A 23610-nucleotide genomic window follows, 5' to 3' on the forward strand; every position below is an offset into this window, starting at 1 on the left:
AGAATTTGATACTGAGAAACTGCTAGGCGACGCGGACGAACCGGATCGGGCGGCCGGGAGCGGTCGCGAGGTTCCGGGGCACGGCCCGCGGCCGCTTGCCGAGCGCGAGGGCGGGCTCGAGCCGCAGCTCCGTCGCGGTCAGCAGTGTGGCCAGGACGACGCGCAGCTCGTGTTCGGCCAGTGTCGCGCCGATACAGCGGCGGTGGCCGCCACCGAACGGCGCGTAGTCGAACGGCCCGATCTTGCGGTCGAGGAAGCGATCGGGATGGAACAGGCGCGGCGCGGGCCACGTCGACCGCTGACTGTGCAGGACGCCGACGGCCAAGCCGATGGTCTGTCCGGCGGGGAGGTCGAGCCCGCGCCAGCGCCACGGTTCGGTGAGGGTGCGAAGCACGATCGGCACCGGTGGGTGCAAACGCAGGGTCTCCTGGCAGAGGGCGCCGAGCAGGGGCAGTCGCGCCTGTTCCTCGGGATCGTCGGGTGCGTTCGCGAGTTCGGCGGTGAGCCGAGCGCACAACCCCGGCTCGCGGTGCAGGTGGTAGAGCGCCCAGGTCAGGGTCGTCGCCGTGGTCTCGTGGCCGGCGACGAGCAGGGTGCGCAGCTGTTCGCGCAGTTCGGTATCGGTGATGGTGGCGCCGTCGGCGTAGCGGGTGGTGAGGAGCACGTCGAGCAGGCCGCCGTCGCCGGGGCCGTCGGCGCGCCGTCGATCGATATCGCGCTGGATCAATCGATCGAGCCGGGCGCGGGCGGCGACGAATCTCCCCCACGGCCCGAATCCCGCTGGGCCACGGCGTAATACCGGTGCCGCGAGCAGTGGCGTGGTGAACGACGCGAGGAAATCGCCGATGGCAGCGGCGTATTCGGCCGCGCGATCGGTCCGCAGGCGAGCCGAGTCAGGCGTGGCACGGGCGGTCGGGCCGAACGCGGTGGCCAGGATGACCCGCTGGGTGATCGACCGCGCCGCGGCCAAGGCATCGATCGTGCTACCGATACGCCACGGACCCGTTGCGCCGGAACCACTTTCGAGCTCGGCCAGGGTCGCCTCGCGGATCACCCCGGCCAGCTCCTTCGTGCGCGCCCCGTGCAGCGCGGGCGCGAGCAGGGCTCGGTCGGTCCGGTGCCGGGATCCGGAACTGAGGATCAGCGACGCGGCGCCCACCATCGGCTCGATCGGATTAGGGCCGGGCGGCCGCACCAGAGACACAGGAATACGGAACAGTTCGCGCGCGCCGTCGGCCGTGCCGGTGAACAGCACCGGCGGAAATCCGGGGAAACCCACCGCGAACGGATCGCCGTGGCGGGCGCGCCGCCGCAGGTAGCCGTCCAGATCCCAGGCCGCGGCCAGTCCGTGCGGCAACGACCAGCGCGGTGGACGCGGGGTGCCCATCCGCCGCGAGGTCACCGTCCGCCTCCTCCGTCCGTTCATGCCTTGCACTACGGTCCGCCGCGCCCACCGGTTCGATGTTGGCTAGGGCTCGCTCGCGCGCAGCCTGCGCACGGTGCCCTGCGCGATGGCCGACAGTTTCGCCAGCCGCGCGTCACCGAGCGCGGTGACGGCGTTGCCGAGCCGATTGGTGACGAAGGCGATCGACATCCGCAGATCAGGGTCGGCGTAGGCACCCGATCCGCCGATCCCGTAGTGCCCGAACGCATGTCGCGGCTGCTGCTTGGTCATCAGCACGGGACGGTGGTAGCCGAGGGTGAACCGCAGCGGCAGGCCGAGGACGTAGTCGCGGCTGTCGGTCTGCTGGGTCCGGTTGACGGTCGCGATCGTCTCCGGGCGCAGGAATCGCACCGGTTCGTCGTCGCCGGTGTACACCACTCCGTCGTTGGCGAGGGCGCCGTACATCCTGGCCAGCGCCCGCGCCGAGAAGACTCCGTTCCAGCCCGGCATCACCGCGTCGTGCACGCGCGGGTCGCGCACCAGTTCGTCGAAACTTTCCGGCATCCCGGCCTCGGCCAGCCCGCGGATCGGCCGCACCCAGGACAGCACCGAGGACGCGGTGTTCCAGCGGATCCCCGGCGGCGCGAGATGCGGGAAGATCTTGGCGATCCGGTGCCGCTGCGCGGACGGGACCTGGAACCAGAATTCCTCGGTTTCCAAGGGCTGGGCCACTTCTCGGCGCAATACCTCGGTGAACGGTTCGCCGGTGACGCGCTGCACGATCTCGGCGACCAGCCAGCCGAAGGTGATCGCGTGATAGCCCGAGGACCGGATGCGGCGCGGATCGGCCGGGCTCTCGGCGAGCGCGGTGATCACCGCGTCGTAGTCGAGGATGCCCTCGCGGCCGGGCACCAGCCCGCGCACCCGGTGCAGTCCGGCCCGGTGCGAGAGCACGTCGCGCACGGTGATGTCGTGCTTGCCGTGCCCGGCGAACTCGGGCCAGTACCGCGCGACCGGCGCCTCGTAGTCGATGAGTCCGCGCTCGGCCAGCCGGTGCACGACCGTGGCCGCGACACCCTTGCCCGTGGAGAAGGTGAGTGCGACGTGCTCGCCGTTCCAGCGCTGATCTTTGGCCGCCCAGCCCGCCCAGATGTCGACCACCGGCTTGCCGTCCAGATAGATGGCGAGCGCGCCGCCGCCGCGGTGGGGTTGCGGGAAGAGTCCGAAGAAGTGATCGGCCAGCCGGATGAACCGCGGATCCACCCGCATCTGCCGCGGCGCCGCGAGCGGCTCGCCACCACGCCTGGTCCGGGGGCCGAAATCTCCCGCCGTTGCTGCCACCATCGGGTTCACCTCCTGATGCAGGTTCGGCCGGGAGGCCGAAGACCAAGGGTAACCGGCGACCGCCCGGCGGGATCGAGTCGACGCGGGTGGCTCCGGTGGTGTATTCACAGTAGGTGTTTGCAGACCTGCCCATCGGCCGGATCGTCGGCGCCGTCGCCATCACCGTGACCGCGTTCGTCGCGACCGGGTGCGGTGGCACCATCGACGGCCACGCGCAACCCGCTATCGATGTGGTCCCCGCGACCAGCACCGGCAGCCCGACCACGAAGCCGGGCAAGCCGACGACGAGCAAACCCGCGCCGACCTCGAGCAAGGGCGGCGACACGGACTTCCAGGCCAACATCGGCGATTGCGTCTCGCTCGGCGGCACCGTCACCGACGCGACGATCGAGAAGGCCTCCTGCGGCAGCCGCTCGTCGAACTACAAGGTCATCGGCAAGGCGCCGACCAGCAGCGGCTGCGTCAGCGACCGCGACAACTACTACGCCGAGACCCTCAACGGCATCGAGACCGGCGCGCTGTGCCTCGACATCGACTGGGTGGTCGGCGGCTGCATGGACGTCGGCGGCGACGAGCCCAAGCGCATCGAGTGCAGCGAGCCGGGTTCGGAGCCGGTCAAGGTGATCACCATCAAGAACGGCACCGACAGCGTCGACTCCTGCCCCGACGCCGCCGATTCGGGCTTCAAGTACGAAGAGCGACAGGTCGTGGTCTGTGTGGAGAGCCTGTAACCCGGTGCCGGGTCTGCCGAACGGCTAGTTTGGACGGGTGCCCCCGATCAGGACGGTTCGGCTGAAGTCAGCCTCCGGACGGTGGATTCTGCTCGCCACCATCCTCGGCTCCTCGATGGCGTCGCTGGACGCCACCGTCGTCTCGGTCGCGCTGCCACGCATCGGCGAATCGCTGCACACCGATGTCGCCGGCTTGCAGTGGACGGTCAACGGTTACACCCTCACCCTCGCCTCGTTCATCCTGCTCGGCGGCTCCCTCGGGGACCGGCTCGGGCGGCGGCGCGTGTTCGTCTGGGGGATCGTCGGATTCGCCCTCACCTCGCTGTTGTGCGCGGTGTCGGTGAACATCGAGATGCTGGTCGTCGCGCGCCTGTTGCAGGGCGTCGCGGGCGCGCTGCTCACCCCGGGCAGTCTGGCGCTGATCTCGGCCTCGCTCGACGAGCGTGATCAGGGCAGTGCGATCGGCCTGTGGTCCGGGCTCGGCGGCGTCGCCGGTGCGCTGGGTCCGCTGCTCGGCGGCGGGCTGATCGATCTGGTCGGCTGGCGCGCGATCTTCCTGTTGAACGTGCCGTTGGCGCTGGTCGTCGCGGTGATCGCGGTGCGGTGGGTGCCGGAGAGCCGTGATCCCGCCGCGCCGGCCCGGATCGACGTGCCGGGTGCGGTGATCGTCGCCTGCGCCCTCGGCGCGCTCACCCTCGGCCTGATCGACGGCTATCCGGTGCTGATCGGGATCGGCGTCCTCGGCCTGGCCGGGTTCGTTCTCGTCGAGCTGCGCAGCCCGAATCCACTGGTGCCGCCGTCGCTGTTCGGCTCGCGCGTGTTCACCGCCGCGAACCTGGTGACGCTGTTCGTCTACGCCGCGCTCGGCGGCGTCTTCTTCCTGCTGGTGTTGCAGTTGCAGCTGGTCGCGGGCTATTCGCCGATGGCGTCGGGCGCGGCCAGTCTGCCGGTGACGCTGCTGATGCTGGTGCTCTCGGCGCCCGCCGGACGCTGGGCGCAGCGGCACGGCCCGCGCCTGCCGATGACCGCGGGCCCGCTGCTGGCCGCGGTCGGCGTGTTCGCGTTGCAGCGGGTCGGCGCCGAGGCGAACTACCTCACCGATGTGCTGCCCGGCGTGCTGATCTTCGGCCTCGGCCTGGCGGTCATGGTCGCCCCGCTGACCGGCGCGGTACTGGCGGCGGTGCCCGTCGCCGACGCGGGGATCGCGTCGGGGGTGAACAACGCGGTGGCCAGGACGGCTCAATTGCTCGCTGTCGCTGCGCTTCCCGGCCTGGCGGGGTTGTCCGGCGATTTCGGCGACCCGGTCGGATTCGCCGCCGGCTTCGATACCGCGATGCGCTGGTGCGCGGTATTGCTGCTCGTCGGCGCCGTCATCGCCGGTGTGCTGCTGCGGGTCCCGCGTCAGACGCCAGCGCCGGAGCGGGTCGACTGTGTCCCGCACTGCGCGGGCTCCGATGGCCCCGCGCTGGCGCCGACCACCTCGGGCCGGCCACCACGTTCGCGGCCCGTCTCGCGTCCGAGGGGCGAGACATAACGGCGAAGCCGCAGTATCGCCCCTCGGACGCGAGACAGCCGGGGGCCGCGAACCCGCCGGCGCCAGCCGCCATCTACACAGGCCGGTAGCCCGCTCCCACGCCGCCGCGGGCGTTGATGTCGTCCATGATCGAGTTCATGTTGGTGCCGACCTCGGGACCGAAGCAGGCCACGGCCAGGTAGGCGTTCACCATGCCGACCAGGGTCGAGCCGACGACCACCGGTGCGCCGGAATCACCTTCGACCACGCACATCTGCGACCAGGTCTCGGTGTTGGTCTGGAACACATCGCCCCAGGTGATGCCGCAGGTGTTGCCGGTGGTGCGGCCTTCCTTGCAGACGATCGTCGGGAACTGGGCGGGCCCGCCGACGCCCGTGATGCTGACATTGCCGATCCGGTTGACCGGGATGATCCGCCCCGGCGTGAACTCGATGACCGCGTAGTCGAGTTCGTGGTTGCTGTAGACGAACCGGCCGATCTCGCCGAAACCGCGGTCGACCTCGGCGGTGACGGACGCGCCCGCGTCGCCGCAGTGGCCCGCGGTGAGGCCGACGAGGCGTCCGGCACCGTCGTGGCCGACGGTGGTGACGGTGCATTCGAAGGTGTTGTCGATGACGATTCCGGAGCCGCCGCCGATCACCGGCGGGCCGGGTTGTGCCTGCGAAGTGCCCGCGCCGGTGCCGAGCAGCGCGGCACCGAGGGCGACGGCGAAGGCGGCGTTGGCCACCTTGGCGAGTGTGGTGAACATGTCCCTCCAGACGTCGGAAGTCCGCACGATATCAATTCGGTCTGCCTATCGTGCCTGTATTCCGTCCCGGGCGCGCCCCGCCACCAGCGACGTTCGGCGATAGCGGGCTTCTATCAATACAAATGATCAATTGTCCAGTTTTATACGAACCTGTGACATGTCGGGGTATTCGCCCGGGGGTCTCGTTATGAATGACAGTTTTCCGCAATATTTATTCGGCACCGCCGCCAATGCTGGATACGGCCCGGAAAACGACATCTGACGTAAGTGCCATACCCGCACAATTGTGGGCTGTATGGTCCGACGTGGCAGGACGCATTGCTGTTTCCGGACAGTGACCTCTCTCTATGACAGCGCTCACATGTCGGTGGTGTGTTCTGCGCTACTCCGTAGTAAGGTGCGTCAAGCAAACAAGTCGTCGGGGTGTTGATGACCTGGCGTCGAGAGGGGTAAAAGCAGTGCAGTCGACCAAGAGTCCGCCCGCCCGTTCACGCGTCAGTGAAGCTGTCGACTGGACCAAGGGCCTTTGGGACGACCATCCGAAGAAGTCACTCGAGACCTTCGGTCGACAGATCACGATGGGTATCGAAGCGGTCACGGAGTTGATCGTCGCGATCTTCCGCAGGCGCTTTCCCTTCGACGAGTTCGTCCGCCAGTGCGCGTTCATGGCCAGCGTGGCCGCCGCCCCGACCCTACTGGTCGCCATTCCGATCGCGGTCATCGTGTCGATTCAGGTCGGCGCTGTCGCCGGACAGGTCGGCGCGACCTCGTTCATCGGCGCGGCCAACGGCCTCGGCATCATCCAGCAGGGCGCGCCGCTGGTCACCTCGATCATGATCGCCGGCGCGGTCGGCTCGGCCGTGTGCGCCGACCTCGGCTCGCGCACCATCCGCGAAGAGATCGACGCGATGAAGGTGATGGGCGTCGACCCGTTGCGCAGGCTGGTTGCCCCCCGGCTCGGCGCGGCGATGCTCGTCAGCTTCCTGCTGTGCGGCTTCGTGGTCTTCGTCGGCTTCATCACCGGCTACATGTTCAACATCTTCGCCCAGGCGGGTACGCCCGGTTCCTACATGAGCACCTTCGCCTCGTTCGCGGTCACCCGCGATCTCGCGGTGGCGCTGCTCAAGTCGGTGATCTTCGGTCTCATCGCCTCGATCATCGCGTGCGACTCCGGCCTGAACGCGCGCGGCGGCCCCGGTGGCGTCGCCAACGCGGTGAACTCGGCGGTCGTCAGCTCGATGGTCATGCTGCTCGGTGTCAACGTGGCGATCACGCAGATCTACGCCGCCGTCTTCCCCCCACAGGTGGTCTGAGCCATGTCATCAACATATGTACCTCCCCTGCTGCGCCCGCTACGGCAACTCCAGGCCGCGGGCAAGGCGCCCATCGACATGCTGGCCCGCCTCGGCCACCAGGTCTTCTTCTTCCTGCGGTCCGTCGGCTCGATCCCGTTGGCGTTCAAGCAGTATCCGAAGGAGATCTGGCGGCTGCTCTCCGACGTCACGTGGGGCAACGGCAACATCGTCGTCGGTGGCGGCACCATCGGCGTCATCCTGATCATCAGCGCCTTCGGCGGCATGACGGTGGCCATCCAGGGCCACACCTCGCTGAATCTGCTCGGCCTGAGCCCCATCACCGGTGCCATCTCGGCCTTCGCCACCACCCGTGAACTCGGCCCGCTGCTGGCGGCACTCGCGTTCGCGGCACAGGCGGGCTGTCGATTCACCGCACAGCTCGGCGCCATGCGCATCTCCGAGGAGATCGACGCGCTCGACTCCATCGCCATCCGCCCGCTGCCGTACCTGGTCAGCACCCGGATGATGGCCGCGGTCATGGCGATCGTGCCGCTGTACTGCATCGGCCTGGTGATGGCCTACCTGTCCTGCTCGGTCACCGTGCAGTTGATCGGCGGCACTGCGGCGGGTACCTATTCGCACTACTTCTACCAATTCCTGGTACCGACCGACGTGCTGTACTCGCTGCTCAAAGCGGTCGTGTTCGTCATGATCACGACGTTCATCCAGTGCTACTACGGCTTCTTCGCCTCGGGTGGTCCCGAGGGCGTCGGCGTCGCGGCGGGCCGCGCGATCAAGATGTGCATCATCCTGGTCGTGTTCGCCGACCTGTTCATGACATTGGCGATCTGGGGCGTCAACCCCGGAATCAGGATCTCGGGGTAGGCGCGCGATGATCATCGATCCCAGTGGGCGCGGACCCACGATGAAACAGCTGTACATCGCCGGAGCCTGCGGTCTCGTGGTCTTCGCGGTGATCCTCGGCTTCCTGATGGCCAGGTACCAGGGCTATTTCGTGCCCAAGGTGAACGTGGCCGCCAACCTGTCGACCACCGGTGACGGCCTGCCGTCCGACGCCGACGTGAAGTTCCGCGGCGTGCTCGTCGGCGCGGTCAAGGACGTCGAGATCGTCGACAAGGGCGAGACCCAGAAGGTGAACATCGAGCTCAAGCCCGAGTTCGCCGGCGACATCCCGAGCAACGTCACCGCCCGCGTCGTGCCGAGCAACCTGTTCGCCGTCACCTCGGTCGAACTGGTCTTCAACGGCGCGTCCGACGACTACCTGCGCGAGGGCTCGCAGATCCCCGAGGACCGCAGCCAGGGCACGATCGCGCTGCAGGACACGCTCACCACGGTGCGCGACATCCTCAACGAGGTCGACCCGGTGCAGCTGGGCCGGGTGCTCGGCACCCTCACCCAGGCCCTCGACGGCAGCGGCCGCGTCCCCGGCTCGACCATCCAGCGGCTCGACCACTGGCTGACCACGGTCGCCGACGCGGGGCCGAACCTGGGCGGCATGCTCGACAATTTCTCGGCCTCGGCGCACGCGCTCAACCAGTCGGCGCCGGAACTGCTCAACGTGCTCGGCAGCTCGGTGCAGACCGCGAACACCATCGCGACCAAGCGCGACCAGCTGATCGCGCTGCTCGCCGGCGCCAGTGCCACCACCGACCGGGTCAACGACCTGTTCGCGGCCAACCCGGACGTCGGCAAGGAGGTCACCACCGGCATGAACGCCACCCTCGGCGCCGTCGCCGACGATCCGGCCTCGATCACGAAGACCTTCGACGTGTTCGGACCCTCGCTGGCACAGCTGAACACGACCTTCCACGGCGGCCCGAGCGGCAAGCAGATGGTGTGGAACGCCGGCCTGACGTTCACCCCGTACAAGCCGAACACCGTCGCCGAATGCCCGCGCTACGGCGACCTGCTCGGCCCGAGCTGCTTCACCGCGCCCGCCGAGGTGAGCATCCCGCCGATGCCGGAGAGCGTGCGCCCGCGCGCCCTGGACTCGGCCGCCGGACTGCCGCCGCTGGTGGCGATCCCGGGCATGCCCGCGATCCCCGGCCTCACCACCCCGGGCATCGCGCCGATGCAGACCGCGAACGGCACCGAGGTCAAGCCGTTCGCCGGGACGCCGCTCGAGGGCCTGGTGCCGTCGATCCAGATCCCGGGCCTGCCCGGCATCCTCGGCGGCGCGCCCGCCCCGGCCGCGGCTCCCGCCCCGGAGCCCGCGCCGGTGGAGCCCGCCTCGGCCCCGTCCGGCAAGCCGATCTCCTACCAGGGCGAAGCGGCGATGACGCAACTGCTGGGGCGTAAGCCGACGGCATCCGAATACCTGCTGCTCGGTCCGATTTTGAAGGGCGGAACCCTGCAAGTGTCCGAAAACGGGGGTGGCGCATGAGCATCCGTAAGCCACTGATCGGGTTCAGTATCTTCGCGCTCGTCTCGATGCTGGTCATCGTGGTCGTGTGGAACACGCTCGCCCGCACGGTCGACGGAGACACCCGCAAGTACACCGCGATCTTCACCGACGTCCTCGGCCTGCGGCCCGGCGACGATGTCCGCATGGCGGGCGTCCGGGTCGGCAAGGTCGAGAAGATCGAGCTCGACGGCAAGAACGACGCCAAGGTCTCGTTCATCGTGCAGAGCGACCAGACGGTCTTCGACGACACCAAGGCGCTGGTCCGCTACCAGAACCTGATCGGCCAGCGCTACGTCGCGCTGACCCCTGGTGAGGCGGCCAGCCCGCAGGCGCTGAAGAGCGGATCGACCATTCCGCTCGAGCGCACCGAACCGTCGTTCGACATCTCCGCGCTGCTCAACGGATTCCAGCCGCTGTTCCAGGCGCTGGAGCCCGCGCAGGTCAACGCGATGTCGGAGACGCTGATCCAGGCGCTGCAGGGTGACGGCGTCTCGCTGTCGTCCTTCATCGTGCAGGCGGCTCAGCTGGCCACCGATTTCCAGCGTCGGGACGCGATTCTGTCCGACGTGATCACCAACCTGTCCGGCGTCATGGCCGGGTTGGCCAAGCGAGGGGATGAATTGGAGACCCTGGTTACCCAGACCCGGGCGCTGATCGGCGGGCTCTACGAACAGGGCCAGTCGCTGCAGAACTCGACGGTCATCCTGGCCGACGCGACCACCTCGCTGGTCAGCATGGTCGGCAAGATCCAGCCCCAGCTGGCCGCGGCCCAGAACTCGTCCACCGCGGCGCTGAACCTGTTGCTGGCCAACGGTGCCAAGCTCGACCAGGCCGCGATCGACATGCCCTCGATGCTCGCCGACCTGGGCCGGATGACCTCCGAGGGCACCCACGCGAACGCCTACCTGTGTGGCCTGGACGTCTCGCTCTACGGCGTGCTGTTCCCGCGCGGCCTGTTCAGCCAGATCGGTGGCAACTCGCACTCGGCGGTGTGCCGATGAGCAAGCTGAAGAGGTCCTTCCTCGGCAACCGGAACTTCTGGCTCGGTGTCATCGGTTCGCTGGTGATCATCGTGCTGCTGGTCGGCTCGACGATCTACCAGTTCATCGGGATCGGCAGGCAGTCCATCGAAGCGGAGTTCGTGCAGGCCGCCGGGATCAAGACCGGTGACAAGGTGGCGGTCTCGGGCGTGCAGGTCGGCACCGTCACCGGCGCGAAGATCGAGGGTGATCACGTGGTGGTGACCCTCGATGTCGACAACTCGCTGAAGTTCGGGCCCGACGCGCACGCCTCGATCAAGATGGCCACGCTGCTCGGCGCTCGCTACGTCGACCTGAAGCCCGGTGACGGATCGGGCCTGAAGGACGACACGATCCCGCGCACCAACACCGACGTGCCCTACGACATCGCCGATGTCGTGCAGGTCGGTACGCCGAAGTTCGAGGAACTCGACACCAAGAAGCTGGCCGCCTCGCTCAACACCATCAACGGCGAGCTCGGCGATTCCCCGCAGCTGGTCGCGCAGGCGCTCGACAGCGTCGGCGCGCTGGCCAAGGTTGTCGACCGGCGCAAGGGCGAGGTCGACAGCCTGCTCAAGGACCTGAACCGGGTCACCCAGCTGCTGGCCGACAACCGCAACTCGATCCTGCTGGTGATCACCCAGGGCGAGGCCATCGCCAACCGGGTGATGGAGCGGCAGAACCTGCTGCGTCAGCTGCTCGACAACATCGCCACGCTGACCCGTCAGCTGGAGGAGATCGGCGCCGAGAACGGTGGCCAGTTCGGCGGCACCATCGGCCAGCTCAACACGATGGCCGAGGGCCTGCAGAAGAACAAGGAGAACCTCGACCGGCTGCTGCAGATCGGCCAGCCCACCGCGCGCTACTTCAACAACGCGCTCGGCAACGGTAACTACGGCGATGTCTCGCTGCCGTGGTTGTTCCCCGACAACTGGCTGTGCTTCGTTCAGGTGATCCAGGGGTGCGCAGGATGAAACTGACTTCGACATTCCGTAGCGGCAAGGCGCTGGGCCGGTACCTGATGATCGGCGCAACGGCGCTGGCGCTGGGCAGCTGCTCGCTGATGCCCGGCTCGGTGAACGACGCGCTCGGCCGGACGACCAAGATCACCGCCGACTTCGAGAACATCGCGGGCATGTACGAGGGCAACGAGGTCATGGTCCTCGGCCTCGCGGTCGGCAAGGTCGACAAGATCGTGCCCAAGGGCACCTACGTCGAGGTCCACATGACCATCGACGCGGGTGTGAAGATCCCGAAGGAGGCGATCGCCGCGATCGTCTCGCCCTCGATCGTCACCGACCGGCACATCGAGATCACCCCGCCCTACACCGGCGGCGAGGAGATGGAGTCGGGCCAGCATCTGACCAAGGCCAGCACCAGGACCCCGGTCGAGCTGGACACCATGATCAAGACCATCGACCAGTTCTCCGCCTCGCTCAAGCCGGAAGAGGGCCAGGAAGGGCTCGGCCCGCTCTCGGGCCGCGTGCTCTACCCGGTGCTCAACGGCAACGGGCAGAAGATCCGCGAGACGCTGGACGCGTTGTCGGCGGCGCTCAAGGTCGGTGTCGACAACAAGGACGCGATCTCCAACATCATCATCAAGCTCAACGAGTTGACGACGATGCTGGCCGACAACGACCAGTCGGTGCGCGACTTCAGCAACCGGGTGACCGCCATGTCGGGCCTACTCGCCGAGCAGGCGCCCGGCCTGCAGGCCACGCTGGACCAGCTCAACCAGTTCCTGGCCAACACCTCGACCACCTTCGGTGAGCATGCCGACGAGCTGTCCGCCTCGCTCACGGGGCTGACCAACGTCAGCAACCAGTTGCGCGCCAACTCGGGCGCGATGGTCGAGATCGTCGACATCGTGCCGCTGCTGATGCAGAACATCGACGGCGCCATCGACAAGGAGGGCAGGTTCGTCCGGCTGCACGGCCTGATCGGCACCGCGCTCTCCGGCGAAATCGTGAGCGTGTTCTGCGAGCGGGTGCAGATGAAGTCCGATGGCTGCCGCTCCGGGAACATGCAGGACTTCGGCCCCGATTACGGTCTGACCGCCGCACTCCTTGGACTGACGAAATGACGCGACGAATGACGATGAAAGCCCGCCGCGCGGTCGTTGCCGCGGCCGCGGTGGCCACGGTGGCGATCACCTCCGGCTGTGGATTCACTGTGGAGGACCTGCCGCTGCCCAAGCCGGGCGCCGAGGGCGACACCTACACCCTCAACGCGGAGTTCGACAACGCGCTGAACCTGCCCGACCAGGCGAAGGTGAAGATCGGTGGTTCCGATGTCGGGGTGGTCTCCGGCATCACGACCAAGAACTTCCAGGCCAATATCGTCATGCAGATCAGCAAGGACATCGTGCTGCCCAAGGGCAGTACGGCCGAGCTGCGCCAGGCGACGCCACTCGGTGACGTGTTCATCGCGCTGTCGAAGCCGAAGAACGATACGAGCGGCGGTGCCTCGCTGCAGGACGGCGACACCCTCACCCGCGAGTTCACCTCGGCCGGCGCCACGGTGGAAGAGCTGCTGATCTCGGTCTCGATGCTGTTCAACGGTGGCGGTGTGGCGAGTCTGAGCCGCCTGGGCACCGAGCTCGGGTCGATTCTCAACGGCCAGGGCGGCAACCTGTCGCACCTGATCATGGAGATGACCGGGGTCATCGGGGAACTGAACAACAACAGCGACCGCATCGACACGGTGCTCGGCGAGTTCAACACCCTGGCCAACACGATCGAGAACAACAAGACCCAGCTCGGCCAGGTCGCCGACACCCTGCCGCAGGCGATCGGCGCGATCGCCGAGAACAACAGGGCCATCGGCGATCTGCTCACCAAGGTCTCCACCGCCAGCGCCGCGCTCGGCGACTATTCCAACACCACCGGTGACCAGCTCTCCGAGCTGCTCACCAATCTCGACAACCTGATGAACGCGCTCGCCGCGACCGGCGACGACTTCGGTTACGTCATGGATCAGCTGCACGCGATCCGCCCCGGCGCCAACCAGACCTTCAAGGGCAAGTCGCTCGCGCCGTACGCGACGCTGACCAACCTCGACATCGGGTTGCTCACCGCTCCGGAGAACAGCAAGTTCCCGGATCTCAAGGATGTGAACGATTTCGTCGGCACCTTCATCCAGGTGCTGCAGATCGTTCAGGGCCGGGTGGGAGGCCACCGATGAGCAAGGCCAAGAAGTTCTTCAGCAGCAAGATCGTGCTGGCGAACACCGCGCTGGTGCTCGTGCTGATCGTCGGCGCCACCTACCTGCTGGTGAACGTGATGCGGGTGAATCCGCTGCGCTCCGAGTACGACGTGACGGTGACCCTCGACCGCTCGGGTGGTCTGCAGCCGGGCAACGACGTGACCCTGCGCGGGCACCGGATCGGCAAGGTGACCTCGGTCGAGCTGATCAACCAGGGTCAGGCGATCGCGGCCAAGGCCCAGATCGACAAGAGCTACAAGATCCCGGTCGACACCATGATCCAGGTGGCGGCGCTGTCGGCGGCGGGCGAGCAGTACATCGACTTCCGTCCGAAGTCCGATGTCGGCCCGTTCCTCGGCGACGGCGCGGTGATCGAGTACAACCCGGACCAGATCAAGACGCCGGTCCCGGTGTGGGCGGTGCTCGACGACACCAGCGCGCTGATCTCGCAGGTGAACCCGCAGCAGTTCAAGACCATCCTGACCGAGCTCGACACCGCGCTCGGCGGCGGTCCCGATCAGCTGCGCGGCCTCATCAACGGTGTCAGCCTGGTCGTGGCCGGGCTGGACAACCTGCTGCCGCAGACGGTGAACCTCATCGCGAACCTGCGGGTGATCGCCGAGACCACCTCCAACGCGCAGCCGGATCTGCAGACCCTGACCAGCAATTCGGGCACGCTGTTCACCCAGTTCAACAACGCCAACGCCGAATTGCAGGGTGTCCTGGACAACGCGCCCGCGCAGTTCGAGGCGCTCGGCGCCGTGCTGGACAAGACGGCCGATCCGATCAGCAGCCTGGCGGCCAACTTCGTCGCCATCACCAAGGCGGCGCAGCTGCGCACGCCCGCCCTGCGGCTGCTCTTCCCGTCGCTGGCGCTGGGTCTCGGCTCGATCAGCGCCCCGGCCCACGACGGCGAGTTCCACACCATCATCGATATCTGGCCCCGCCCGACCTGCTACTACGCGACGGAGTACCGCCGCAACGAAGAGGTCCAGGACGGCACCATCCCGAAGTGGAACTACTGCGTGAACCCGCCCGCCGACCAGCAGATCCGTGGTTCGGCGAACGCGCCGCGGCCGAATGTGCCGAACAACGGCGCGCAGATGCCGCCGGGTGTCGATCCGAACGAACGGACGCCGCTGCCGGTGAAGTGAGTTGTTGCCCCGGTCCGGTCGCTCGCGCACCGGACCGGGCATACTCGCACGAGAACAGCGTGTGGCCCGGCTCACGGGTCCGCGAAGGAAATCGGTGCGATACGTGTGCCGGGAAAGAGCAGGATTGATTCGATGACCAGCGACGACGCCGAGAGCAAGAAGGACGATGCCACGGCGGACAAGCCCGACCTGGCCAAGTCGGCCCCGACCGTCAAGGGTGCGGCGGCCACTCCGGAGGACGACGCGGCGACCGTGAAGGCGGCGACCGTGTCCGAGGCGGCGGCTCCAGCGGCCGAGCCGGCCGGAAAATCGAGCTCGACGGGCTGGATCGCCGCTGGTGTCGCCGGTGTGGTCGCGCTCGGCGCGGCCACCGCGGCCGTGGTGTTCTTCCTGCAGAGCGATGACAAGGCCGACAAGCTCGACGCCATCGCGGAGTCGACCAAGGCGGCCTGCGACTACGGCAACATCCTCGCCAACTACGACTACTCGCAGAACCTCGACGGCTACATCGAGCAGATGAAGGCGGGCGCCACCGGCGACTACCTCAAGGAGTTCAGCGACGCCAGCGACGCGCTCAAGGGCGCGATGGTGCAGGCGCAGGTGAAGTCCCGCGGTGAGGACGTGCAGTGCGCCTACGTCTCGGGCAGCACCGAGGACGTGAAGTCGATGGTCACCATGACGCAGTACCGGACCAACTTCACCCAGACCGAACCCGACCGGATGATGTTCGCGATCGAGATGACCCTCGAGAAGTCCGGCGACAAGTGGCTGGTGAGCAAGCTGGATTCGCCGCTGCTCAAGAACAGTGGCCAGGGCCAGGCGGGCGGCGGCGCCGCGGTGCCCGGCCAGCCCGCGCCGACGCAGGAGGCTCCGGCCCCGGCTCCGGCGCCCGGCAACTGATCGATCCGAGACGCCTCCGGCGGCAGCTGTGCGCTGCCCGCCGGAGGCGTTTTTCGTGCGGACCGTCCCGGTCGTGCCTGCCCGTCAGAACAGGGTGAGTGTTGCCGACGGTGTGGCCGGTTCGACCGGCTTCCCTGAGGTCCGCGGTCTGGGGGTCTCCGGCACCGAGGGCGGGCGGGCGGCGGCTTCGCGCGCGGCCGCGCCGGCCAGGGTGTCGGCCTGTTCGTTGAAGTAGTTGCCCACGTGGCCGCGGACCCAGCGGAAGCGCACCGGCCCTTCGCGGGTGGTGATCGCACGGTCGATCTGCTTGATGATCTCGACGTTCTTCACCGCGCCGCCGGTGGAGGTGCGCCACCCGTTGCGCCGCCAGCTGGTGATCCACTCGGACGCGCACTTGATGGCGTAGAGGGAATCGCTCTCGATGAGCATCGGCTCGGCGCCGGGGTGGGCGAGGATGGCTTCCAGTACCGCGCGTAGTTCGGCGATCTGGTTCGTTCCGGTGACCGCTCCCCCGCTGGCGGCCGGTCCCTGGTGGTTCACCCAGGCCCAGCCGATGGCACCACCGGGATTACGCAGGCAGGACCCGTCGGTGCTCACGATGATCATGACCGCCACCCTAGGCGATGCGGCCGACAAGATCGGTACCGTGGAATGCCTCTATCTCCCTTCGCAACCGCGACTCCGTCCGGCGCAGTGCCGATCTCGCGGCCGCGTCGACGAGGCCGTGGCACAGGCGGCCGAACACACCGCGTGGTGGTGGATAGTCGGCTTCGGAGGTCAGTACCGACCGTTCGTAGCCGAGTGGGTCGAACCGTAGGGTCACGGTTCCGTATACCCGCCCACGCAGGGTATACCCGATGACCGCGTTACGCCGGTATTCGGTGATCTCACAGCTGGATCGGACCGGAATCGCCCCGAGGAGACGGACTTTCATCGCGAAGGCGGCACCGAGCCCGCGATCGGGATCGCCGACGGGTTCGATCGCGCTGACGCCGGACATCCAGTGCGGAACGAACCGGAAGTTCTCGGCGTAGGCGAAGGCGACGTCGACGGGTGCGCCGACGTCGCACGCATACTTGATGTGGCCCATCGGACCTCCCTGATCACGGATGGGCACAAAAGTACTACAACTATCCTCTTTATTTGCCGATTTGCGCGTCAGAGCTGGTCGACGAGGTATTCCGCGATCGGCATCGCCGAGGTCGCCGCCGGTGACGGGGCATTGAGCACGTGGATCGACCGCGGCGTGCGCTCGATCAGGAAGTCGTGCACCAGACTGCCGTCGCGCAGCACCGCCTGGGCGCGGATCCCGGCCCGATGCGGCAGCAGATCGGCGACGGTGAGCTCCGGGCAGTACTTACGGCATTCGGCCAGGTAGCCGCGCTTGAACAGCGAATTGCGCAGCTCGCGCGCGCCGGTGCGAACGTGGGTGCGCGCGACCCGGTGGAAGCCGCGGAAACCCAGCACGTCGATGGCGTCGCGCGCGTTGACGCTGCCCTTGGCGTAGCCCTCGCGCGCGAGACCGAGCACCGCGTTCGGCCCGACGGTCAGCTCACCGTCGATGGTCGGGCTCAGATGCACGCCGAGGAACGGCAGCGCCGGATCGGGCACCGGGTAGATCAGGGTGCGGACCAGTCCGGCGCGTTCGGCGGGCAGCCGGTAGTACTCGCCGCGGAACGGGACGATGCGGAAGTCGGTGTGGATGCCCGCCTTGCGCGCCATCCGATCGGCCTGCAGACCGGCGCAGACCACCAGCGTGCGCGCGGTGATCGAGGTCGTCGGGCCGGAAATCGTGACGGTGGCGTCGGTTTCGCTGATCGCCTCGATCGGGGTGTCGAGCAGGACCCGCCCGCCCATGGCCGCGACCTGGTCGGCCATGGTCGCCGCGACCCCGGTGTAGTCGATGATGCCCGTGGCGGGTACGAACAGCGCGCCGACGCCGGTGATCCCGGGTTCGCGCCGCGCCAGCTCGGCGGCGTCGATGGCCTCGACGTCGACGCCGTTGGTGATCGAGCGCTCGTACAGCTCGCGCATTCGCGCCAGTTCGGCGGAGTCGGTGGCCACCAGCAGTTTTCCGCACTCGCGGAACGGAATGCCGTTGGCGGCGGCGAACTCCTTGGTCCAGCGCGCGCCCGCGCGGCACAACCGTGCCTTGAGACTGTCGGGCGGGTAATAGATTCCGGAGTGGATGACGCCGCTGTTGTGCCCGGTCTGATGCGCGCCGAGGGCGGATTCCTTCTCGACCAGCGCCAGGCTCGCGCCGGGGTACTTCGTCAGCAGGCGATGCGCGGTCGCCACGCCGACGATGCCGCCGCCGAGCACGCAGAAGTCGTACACACCGTCGCCGGTGCCGCCAGAACTCACACGCCGACGGTAGTCGGCGCCTGGCCGGCCGGTGACTCGGCCTGGTCGGCGGCCGGTTCCGCCGCCTCGTCGGTGGGTACGGTGCCCGGCTTCTGGACCCGCTCGACCCGCAGCGTGTGGCTGCCGAGCGCCGGGTCCGACAGCACGAACACCAATTCGCCGCGGCGCGTGTCGAGTTCGGTGCGCAGCGCGGTGACGCCCGCCGGATCCGCCGTCACGCCGAGGTATTTGGACGCGATGGTCACCACGTTGGTGTCGACGGTGAACGAGATCGTGTCGGTGCGCGCCGGCGCGACCTGCGCGCCGACATAGGTGGTACCGATCCGCAGTCGCCCGGCCAGGGTCGAATCATTCGGCGCCACAGCGGTGGTGGAACGCTGCGTCGTCACCGGGGTCTGGGCCGGCGCGGCGACGGCCCGCTCGGTGAACGCGGCCAGCTGGACGAACTCGCTGCTCGAGCGCGGCGATCCGCCCTCGGCGAGCGCGGGCTGATGCCCTCCCGGTGCGGGTGGCTGGCCGGGTTCCGCGTGTTCCCGGGTGGGCGCGGGGGCGAGGTCGGGCATGTTGTTGACGATGTAGGCGCCCGCGGCGACGGTCAGGCAGAGACTGGCCGCCCCGGCGACGACAGTGGCGGACAGACGCGCGATCTGCGCAGGTCGATGTGCGGTCATGATGCGGGTCCTTCCTGTGCCTGTGGGTGTACCCGAGGGGACGGGGCCCGCATCGTTGAAAGCCACGCGCTGATTTCCACGGTACGGGGTGCTAGCTGGAGTTAGCACTCTCCGAAGGATGTGATCAGGCACACACCTGGACACGCGACCTATACACCCTGGTCAGCGCGCTTCCATTCGGCCGTGGTTGTTTCTCACATCACCCGATGGGTAACCCAAGGGAGCAGGCGAGCGTCATTCGCGACTGCCACGGAGGTCCAACCCCCGGCCAACGAAGTCCGGGGCAGTCGGCACGAATGGCGCTCAGAGACTGGCGCTCGCCTGTTCCTTCGTCGTCACGCGAACTGGCCCGCTTCGCGGCCGGGTCCGGGCGGGCCCGCGAACGCCTGCGCGATGCTCAGCCAGTGCTCGGCGTCGGGCCCCTCGGTGACGAGCGCGGTATCCTCGCGATGGCGCCGCTGGGTCGCTACCAGGCAGAAGTCGAGCGCGGGGCCGGTGACGCGCTGCTTCGCGTCCTCGGGTCCCCAGGTCCACAGGCTGCCGTCGGGTGCGGTCAGTTCCACCCGGAATTCCTCGCTCGGCCCGGACTCGCCGTGCACGGTGTAGGCGAAGTTCCTGGTGCGGACGCTGATGTGGGCGACGGTGCGCAGCCGCGCGGTGGGCGTGCGGTCGACGCCGAGCGCGTCGGCCACGTCCTGGCCGTGCGCCCAGGTCTCCATGATGCGCGCCGAGATCATCGATGCCGGGCTCATGGGCGGCCCGAACCAGGGCAGCTTGGTGCCCGCGGGTACGGCGGCCAGCGCGCTGATCAGCGCGGCGCGGCCGGTGCGCCAGCGTTCGAGCAGTTCGGCGGGTGGGGTCTTCGCGACCTCCTCGGCGGCCTCGTCGACGAAGGTGAACATCTTCGGGGCCGCTTCGGTGAGCAGTTCGGTGAAGGTCTCGCCGTCGGTGGCGGCGATCACCGAGACCTCGTCGGTCCAGGTCAGGTGGGCGATCTGGGTGGTGATGTCCCAGCCGGGCGCCGGGGTGGCGGTGCGCCACTGTTCGGCGGTCAGCGGTGCGACGAGGTGTTCCAGATCCGCGCATTCGGCGGCGAAGTCGTCGAGCAGCGGTGCGAGGTCAGCCATCTGTTCCCTTGCCGATCGTGGCGCGACCAGGTCCGGTCCGCCTCGTCACCAAGAATCTCAGCGGGCCGAGAAAAATGCAAGCATGCGTGCTTGTTATTCGTCGGCTACCAGCCGAAGGTGATCAGATGGACGGCGCCGACACCGAGGCCGAGCACGCCGCCGTGCAGGTAGAGCAGCCACGCGTCCTGCTCCACCGAGGCGTAGAACATCTCCATGAACTCCCCCGGCGTCAGCTTCTGCAGCTTGCGCCCGGCGAAGGCGTCGATCTTCTTCGCCTGCTCGAGGACGAACTTCTCGTCGTCGACCATCCCCGGCGCCAGGCTCAGGCCGGCGCCCGCCCCGGCGAGGGCCAGGTTGTCGTAGCCCTTGCGCCCGATCGCGGCCCGGACCATGAAGGCCGTCGGCCCGAGCTGCTCGCGGATCTCCTCGGCGACCACCCGCTCGATGAGCTGCTTGGTCTTGTCCCCGTTCGGCCCCGCGAGCAGCTCGTTCGACAGGTTCTCCACGGTCAGCACCTGGTAGGCCAGGATGTGGGCCAGGTCGGTCGCCGCCTGCGGCTGCCGCTTGGCCAGCAGCGCCTGGCGCCACAGGTACTTGTAGCGCGGCTGTGGATCGCCCGGCTCGAACACCATCTTGATCGCGATCATGTTCACGATCACGCCGATCGCGGCCGAGGCCAGCAGCACGATCACCCACGCGGGCACCAGGCCCCAGTACGGAATCTGCGGATGCACGTGCAGGTACAGCGCCAGCGCGAGGCCGAACGGCGCGCCGAGCAGACCGATCCGCACCATGAACCTCAGTTCCGGGGCCGCGATGGTCGTGGTCAGGTCCTTGAGAATCGACGGGTTCTTCTCCAGGTACCGGATGACGAAGTTCTTCACGTCGAGCAGCTGGTCGATGTTGTCGCCGAGACTGGTGAACGCGCGTCTGCACAGCGCGGGCAGCTGCCGGTCGACACGCTGGTACACGGCCTGCTTCACCGGTCGCGGCAACGACCGCCACAGATCGGGGTTCTCCCGGTACATGATCTCGTCGACGATGGGCTGCACCTGATCGCGCGCCCGTTCGGCGAGATAGTCGCCGATCCCGTCCAGGTCGAGTTCGTGGATGAAGTCGCGGGGGCTGCCGATGCGCATCAGCGCCTTGTCCACGCAGATGCTGGCCATCTTCTCGGAGCGGGCCGGGATGAAGCCCTGGAAACCGAGCCTACGGCCGTCACCGGAGAACGTGGGCAGCACCTGCACCCGGCGCGGCAGGTACGGGTAGAGCACGTGCAGCATCGGCACGCGGAAGCCCTTGAACTCGATCGGCCAGAACAGCATGAGCACGCCGGTCCAGTTGGTGAGCCACCCGGCCAGCGCGGCGAAGATCGGGAAACTGATCAGCTCGACGACGAATTTCGACTGGCCCGTCAGCTCTTCCCAATCGATGAAGAGTCCGGAGGCCAGTGTGGTCATCGAGGAGCCCCCTAGTGCTGACGCGCGAAAACGTGAAGAACGTGAGGATAAGGCAATCACATTCTGACCGGTCGCGACGGGGTGTCAACGGCGGAACGGTCTGTCCTGGGCGATTCGCCCTCGGCGCGGCGATAGGCTGGGAGTGCTGATCGAACCGATATCCGCGTCACCCGTTCTTGCCGCCGTCGCACGCAGAGGGAGTCGTCGTGAGCAGTGTTCCGCGCAATCATCTCGATCGTCCGGTCGCCGTCGTCGGGGCGGGCACCCTGGGCAGACGGATCGCCCTGATGTTCGCCACCAGAGGCGGGCTGGTTCGCATCACCGATCCCGGCGCCGAGCAGGGCGCCGCGGCGGTGGCCTTCGTCGAGGAACAGCTCCCCGACGTGGCCGCGAAGGTGCCTGGCGGTTCTCCCGGCACGGTCGAGTACGTGCCGGATCAGGCCACCGCCGTGGCGGGCGCGTGGCTCGTCGTGGAAGCCGTACCCGAGGTGCTCGAGCTGAAGAAGAAGATCTTCGCCCAGCTCGAGGGCGACGCCGATGCCGACGCGATCCTGGCGTCGAATTCCTCGTCGTACGCCAGCCGGTTGTTCACCGAGGGGCTGGCGACGGCCGACCGGATGCTCAACACGCATTTCTACATGCCGCCGGGTTCGACCGTGCTCGACGTGATGTCCGACGGCGTGACCTCGCCGGAGATTCTGGAATTCGTGCTGAAGACGTTCCCGGACTACGGATTACATCCGTTCCTGGTCCGCAAGGAGAGCACCGGCTTCATCTTCAATCGCATCTGGGCCGCGATCAAACGCGAAGCGCTGGAGGTGGTCTACGAGGGCGTGTCGGTCCCGAAAGACGTCGACGAGATGTTCGCGCGCAATTTCGGCACGCGGGCCGGGCCGTTCCGGATGATGGACCAGGTCGGCCTCGACGTCGTCCTCGATATCGAGGAGCACTACGCGAAGGAGAACCCGCACCTACCCGCGGGCCCGCGCGAACTCCTGCACCGCTACGTGGACGCGGGCAAGCTCGGCGTGAAGACGGGCGCGGGCTTCTACGACGACTACCCGAAGCCGAACCGATGACCGAGCTGCTGCTGGCGCTGGACCTGAAAGCCCGTGCGATGCACGCGGTGTCGCTCGGCACCGGCGCGCTGCGCACCGTCGTCGACGGTCTGGACGAGTTTCCCGACGGCGTGGTCGTCGACCAGCTGCGCGGCCATATCTACTGGACCAATATGGGCAGGCCCGATCCCGGCGCCGCGCCGGGCGCCGAACCGGAGTTCTTCACCCGCAACGGCTCGATCGAGCGGGTCGACCTGGACGGCGGCAACCGCACCACGATCGTGCCGGTCGGGGCGTTCACCACCGGCAAGCAGCTCACCGCCGATTTCGAATCGGGCCGCCTGTACTGGTGCGACCGCGAGGGCATGGCGGTGCTCAGTTGCGATCTCGACGGCGCAGACCTGCGCCCGATCGTGGTCACCGGCCGGGGCGAGGCGGACGCGCGGGTGATGCGGAACTGGTGTGTCGGGATCTGTCTGGATATGGATCGGCGCCTGGTCTATTGGACGCAGAAGGGCGCGGCCAAGGCGGGTGATGGCCGCATCTTCCGCGCCCCGATCGACCTGCCCGCCGGCGCGGGCCCCGCCGATCGCACCGACCTCGAGTTGTTGTGGCAGGACCTGCCGGAGCCGATCGACCTGGAACTGCACGGCCCGGGCCATCTGGTCTGGACCGACCGCGGCGCCGCACCGCACGGCAACGCGCTCTACGCGGCCACCGTGCAGCCCGAGGTCGGCACGCCGAAGGTGCTCTCGACCGGCTATCGCGAGGCCATCGGGTTGGCCGGTCTCGGCAGTGCCTTCTACGTGAGCGACCTCGGCGGCTCGATCCGATTCGTCGACGTCGGCCGCGGCACCGATACCGAATTGGTCCGGATCGGCAATCCGCTGACCGGTCTCGCCCTGGCCGACCTCTAGGGCGTCTCCGCGCGCAGGACCACGTGGATCGCGATCGTCACGCAGCGCCCGATCAGGAACTCCGGCGCCCGCAGGCCGAGCAGGCGGCGATCGAGCACGGCCTCCGCGCTCACCGTCACGGTGTCGGCGCCGAGCGAGAACTTGGTGACGGTGAAGACCAGCGGCACGGGGGGGGCCCCGCCCCCCGGCCCCCCCCCCCCCCCCCCCCCGCCCCCCCCCCAGGCGGCCCCCGGCCGCGGGCCCCCGGGCGCGGGGCGGCCCCCCAGTGGCGCGGG

General features: G+C 68.1%; 23 protein-coding genes. 13 read left to right on the forward strand and 10 right to left on the reverse strand.

From position 1 onward, the window contains the following. Positions 1-22 precede the first annotated feature (22 nt). Positions 23-1402, reverse strand: coding sequence for a cytochrome P450 (locus tag QH270_RS03495; RefSeq protein WP_280338859.1), 1380 nt, complete (start codon positions 1400-1402; stop codon positions 23-25). Between the two features lie 66 nt (positions 1403-1468). After that, positions 1469-2653: a serine hydrolase domain-containing protein gene (locus QH270_RS03500; protein WP_280338883.1), complete on the reverse strand. Its 1185-nt coding sequence runs from the start codon at positions 2651-2653 to the stop codon at positions 1469-1471. 188 nt (positions 2654-2841) lie between these two features. Between QH270_RS03500 and lppU the strand changes: the two genes are divergently transcribed. Together lppU and QH270_RS03510 are read left to right on the forward strand one after the other, a co-directional pair. After that, the gene (gene lppU, locus QH270_RS03505; protein WP_280338860.1) at positions 2842-3459 is read left to right on the forward strand and encodes an LppU family putative lipoprotein; all 618 of its coding nucleotides are present in this window, start codon (positions 2842-2844) and stop codon (positions 3457-3459) included. A 37-nt stretch (positions 3460-3496) separates the two neighbouring features. After that, positions 3497-4993, forward strand: coding sequence for an MFS transporter (locus QH270_RS03510; RefSeq protein WP_280338861.1), 1497 nt, complete (start codon positions 3497-3499; stop codon positions 4991-4993). A 73-nt stretch (positions 4994-5066) separates the two neighbouring features. On the opposite strand, the gene QH270_RS03515 is transcribed toward QH270_RS03510, so the two are convergent. Next, positions 5067-5741 carry a serine protease gene (locus QH270_RS03515; RefSeq protein ID WP_280338862.1) on the reverse strand — a complete coding sequence of 225 codons (675 nt, stop codon included), beginning with the start codon at positions 5739-5741 and terminating at the stop codon, positions 5067-5069. Positions 5742-6199: 458 nt separating this feature from the next. On the opposite strand from QH270_RS03515, the gene QH270_RS03520 reads away from it, so the two are divergent. From QH270_RS03520 to QH270_RS03560, 9 genes are all read left to right on the forward strand, one after another. Beyond that, positions 6200-7054 (forward strand): MlaE family ABC transporter permease, encoded by an 855-nt coding sequence (locus QH270_RS03520; protein ID WP_110037904.1) that lies wholly within the window; start codon positions 6200-6202, stop codon positions 7052-7054. A gap of 3 nt (positions 7055-7057) precedes the next feature. Next, positions 7058-7921, forward strand: coding sequence for an MlaE family ABC transporter permease (locus QH270_RS03525; RefSeq protein ID WP_280338863.1), 864 nt, complete (start codon positions 7058-7060; stop codon positions 7919-7921). A 40-nt stretch (positions 7922-7961) separates the two neighbouring features. After that, the gene (locus QH270_RS03530) at positions 7962-9440 is read left to right on the forward strand and encodes an MlaD family protein (RefSeq protein WP_280338864.1); all 1479 of its coding nucleotides are present in this window, start codon (positions 7962-7964) and stop codon (positions 9438-9440) included. After that, positions 9437-10462, forward strand: a complete 1026-nt coding sequence (locus QH270_RS03535) for an MCE family protein (protein ID WP_232995894.1) — start codon at positions 9437-9439, stop codon at positions 10460-10462. The genes QH270_RS03530 and QH270_RS03535 overlap by 4 nt, the downstream gene beginning before the upstream one ends. Next, positions 10459-11454, forward strand: a complete 996-nt coding sequence (locus QH270_RS03540; RefSeq protein ID WP_280338865.1) for an MCE family protein — start codon at positions 10459-10461, stop codon at positions 11452-11454. The genes QH270_RS03535 and QH270_RS03540 overlap by 4 nt, the downstream gene beginning before the upstream one ends. Beyond that, positions 11451-12563 carry an MlaD family protein gene (locus QH270_RS03545; RefSeq protein WP_280338866.1) on the forward strand — a complete coding sequence of 371 codons (1113 nt, stop codon included), beginning with the start codon at positions 11451-11453 and terminating at the stop codon, positions 12561-12563. Before QH270_RS03540 ends, QH270_RS03545 begins: the two co-directional genes overlap by 4 nt. Then, the gene (locus tag QH270_RS03550; RefSeq protein ID WP_280338867.1) at positions 12560-13663 is read left to right on the forward strand and encodes an MCE family protein; all 1104 of its coding nucleotides are present in this window, start codon (positions 12560-12562) and stop codon (positions 13661-13663) included. Before QH270_RS03545 ends, QH270_RS03550 begins: the two co-directional genes overlap by 4 nt. After that, positions 13660-14838: an MlaD family protein gene (locus QH270_RS03555; protein ID WP_280338868.1), complete on the forward strand. Its 1179-nt coding sequence runs from the start codon at positions 13660-13662 to the stop codon at positions 14836-14838. The genes QH270_RS03550 and QH270_RS03555 overlap by 4 nt, the downstream gene beginning before the upstream one ends. Before the next feature lie 132 nt (positions 14839-14970). Then, the gene (locus tag QH270_RS03560; RefSeq protein ID WP_280338869.1) at positions 14971-15738 is read left to right on the forward strand and encodes a hypothetical protein; all 768 of its coding nucleotides are present in this window, start codon (positions 14971-14973) and stop codon (positions 15736-15738) included. Between the two features lie 84 nt (positions 15739-15822). Here the strand turns inward: QH270_RS03560 and QH270_RS03565 are convergent, their stop codons facing one another. From QH270_RS03565 to QH270_RS03590, 6 genes are all read right to left on the reverse strand, one after another. After that, complete coding sequence (locus QH270_RS03565) at positions 15823-16344, reverse strand: ribonuclease H family protein (RefSeq protein WP_280338870.1); 522 nt, start codon at positions 16342-16344, stop codon at positions 15823-15825. 10 nt (positions 16345-16354) lie between these two features. Continuing rightward, complete coding sequence (locus QH270_RS03570; RefSeq protein ID WP_280338871.1) at positions 16355-16828, reverse strand: SRPBCC family protein; 474 nt, start codon at positions 16826-16828, stop codon at positions 16355-16357. A gap of 68 nt (positions 16829-16896) precedes the next feature. Next, positions 16897-18102, reverse strand: a complete 1206-nt coding sequence (lhgO, locus tag QH270_RS03575) for an L-2-hydroxyglutarate oxidase (protein ID WP_280338872.1) — start codon at positions 18100-18102, stop codon at positions 16897-16899. After that, positions 18099-18773 carry a hypothetical protein gene (locus QH270_RS03580; protein ID WP_280338873.1) on the reverse strand — a complete coding sequence of 225 codons (675 nt, stop codon included), beginning with the start codon at positions 18771-18773 and terminating at the stop codon, positions 18099-18101. The genes lhgO and QH270_RS03580 overlap by 4 nt, the downstream gene beginning before the upstream one ends. 335 nt (positions 18774-19108) lie before the next feature. Next, entirely contained in the window at positions 19109-19900 is a 792-nt protein-coding gene (locus QH270_RS03585) for a TIGR03084 family metal-binding protein (protein ID WP_280338874.1), read from the reverse strand. Positions 19901-20004: 104 nt separating this feature from the next. After that, the gene (locus QH270_RS03590; RefSeq protein WP_280338875.1) at positions 20005-21360 is read right to left on the reverse strand and encodes a hypothetical protein; all 1356 of its coding nucleotides are present in this window, start codon (positions 21358-21360) and stop codon (positions 20005-20007) included. A gap of 206 nt (positions 21361-21566) precedes the next feature. Here QH270_RS03590 and QH270_RS03595 point away from each other — a divergent pair, with 206 nt between their 5' ends. Both QH270_RS03595 and QH270_RS03600 read left to right on the forward strand, forming a co-directional pair. Further along, the gene (locus QH270_RS03595) at positions 21567-22439 is read left to right on the forward strand and encodes a 3-hydroxyacyl-CoA dehydrogenase family protein (protein WP_280338876.1); all 873 of its coding nucleotides are present in this window, start codon (positions 21567-21569) and stop codon (positions 22437-22439) included. Further along, positions 22436-23335 (forward strand): hypothetical protein, encoded by a 900-nt coding sequence (locus tag QH270_RS03600; protein ID WP_280338877.1) that lies wholly within the window; start codon positions 22436-22438, stop codon positions 23333-23335. Before QH270_RS03595 ends, QH270_RS03600 begins: the two co-directional genes overlap by 4 nt. Here the strand turns inward: QH270_RS03600 and QH270_RS03605 are convergent. Continuing rightward, the coding region (locus tag QH270_RS03605; protein WP_280338878.1) for a hypothetical protein at positions 23332-23610 on the reverse strand (279 nt) is incomplete at its 5' end. The two genes, QH270_RS03600 and QH270_RS03605, sit on opposite strands and share 4 nt — an antisense overlap.

Source organism: Nocardia neocaledoniensis, assembly GCF_029868625.1.
GTDB lineage: Bacteria > Actinomycetota > Actinomycetes > Mycobacteriales > Mycobacteriaceae > Nocardia > Nocardia neocaledoniensis_A.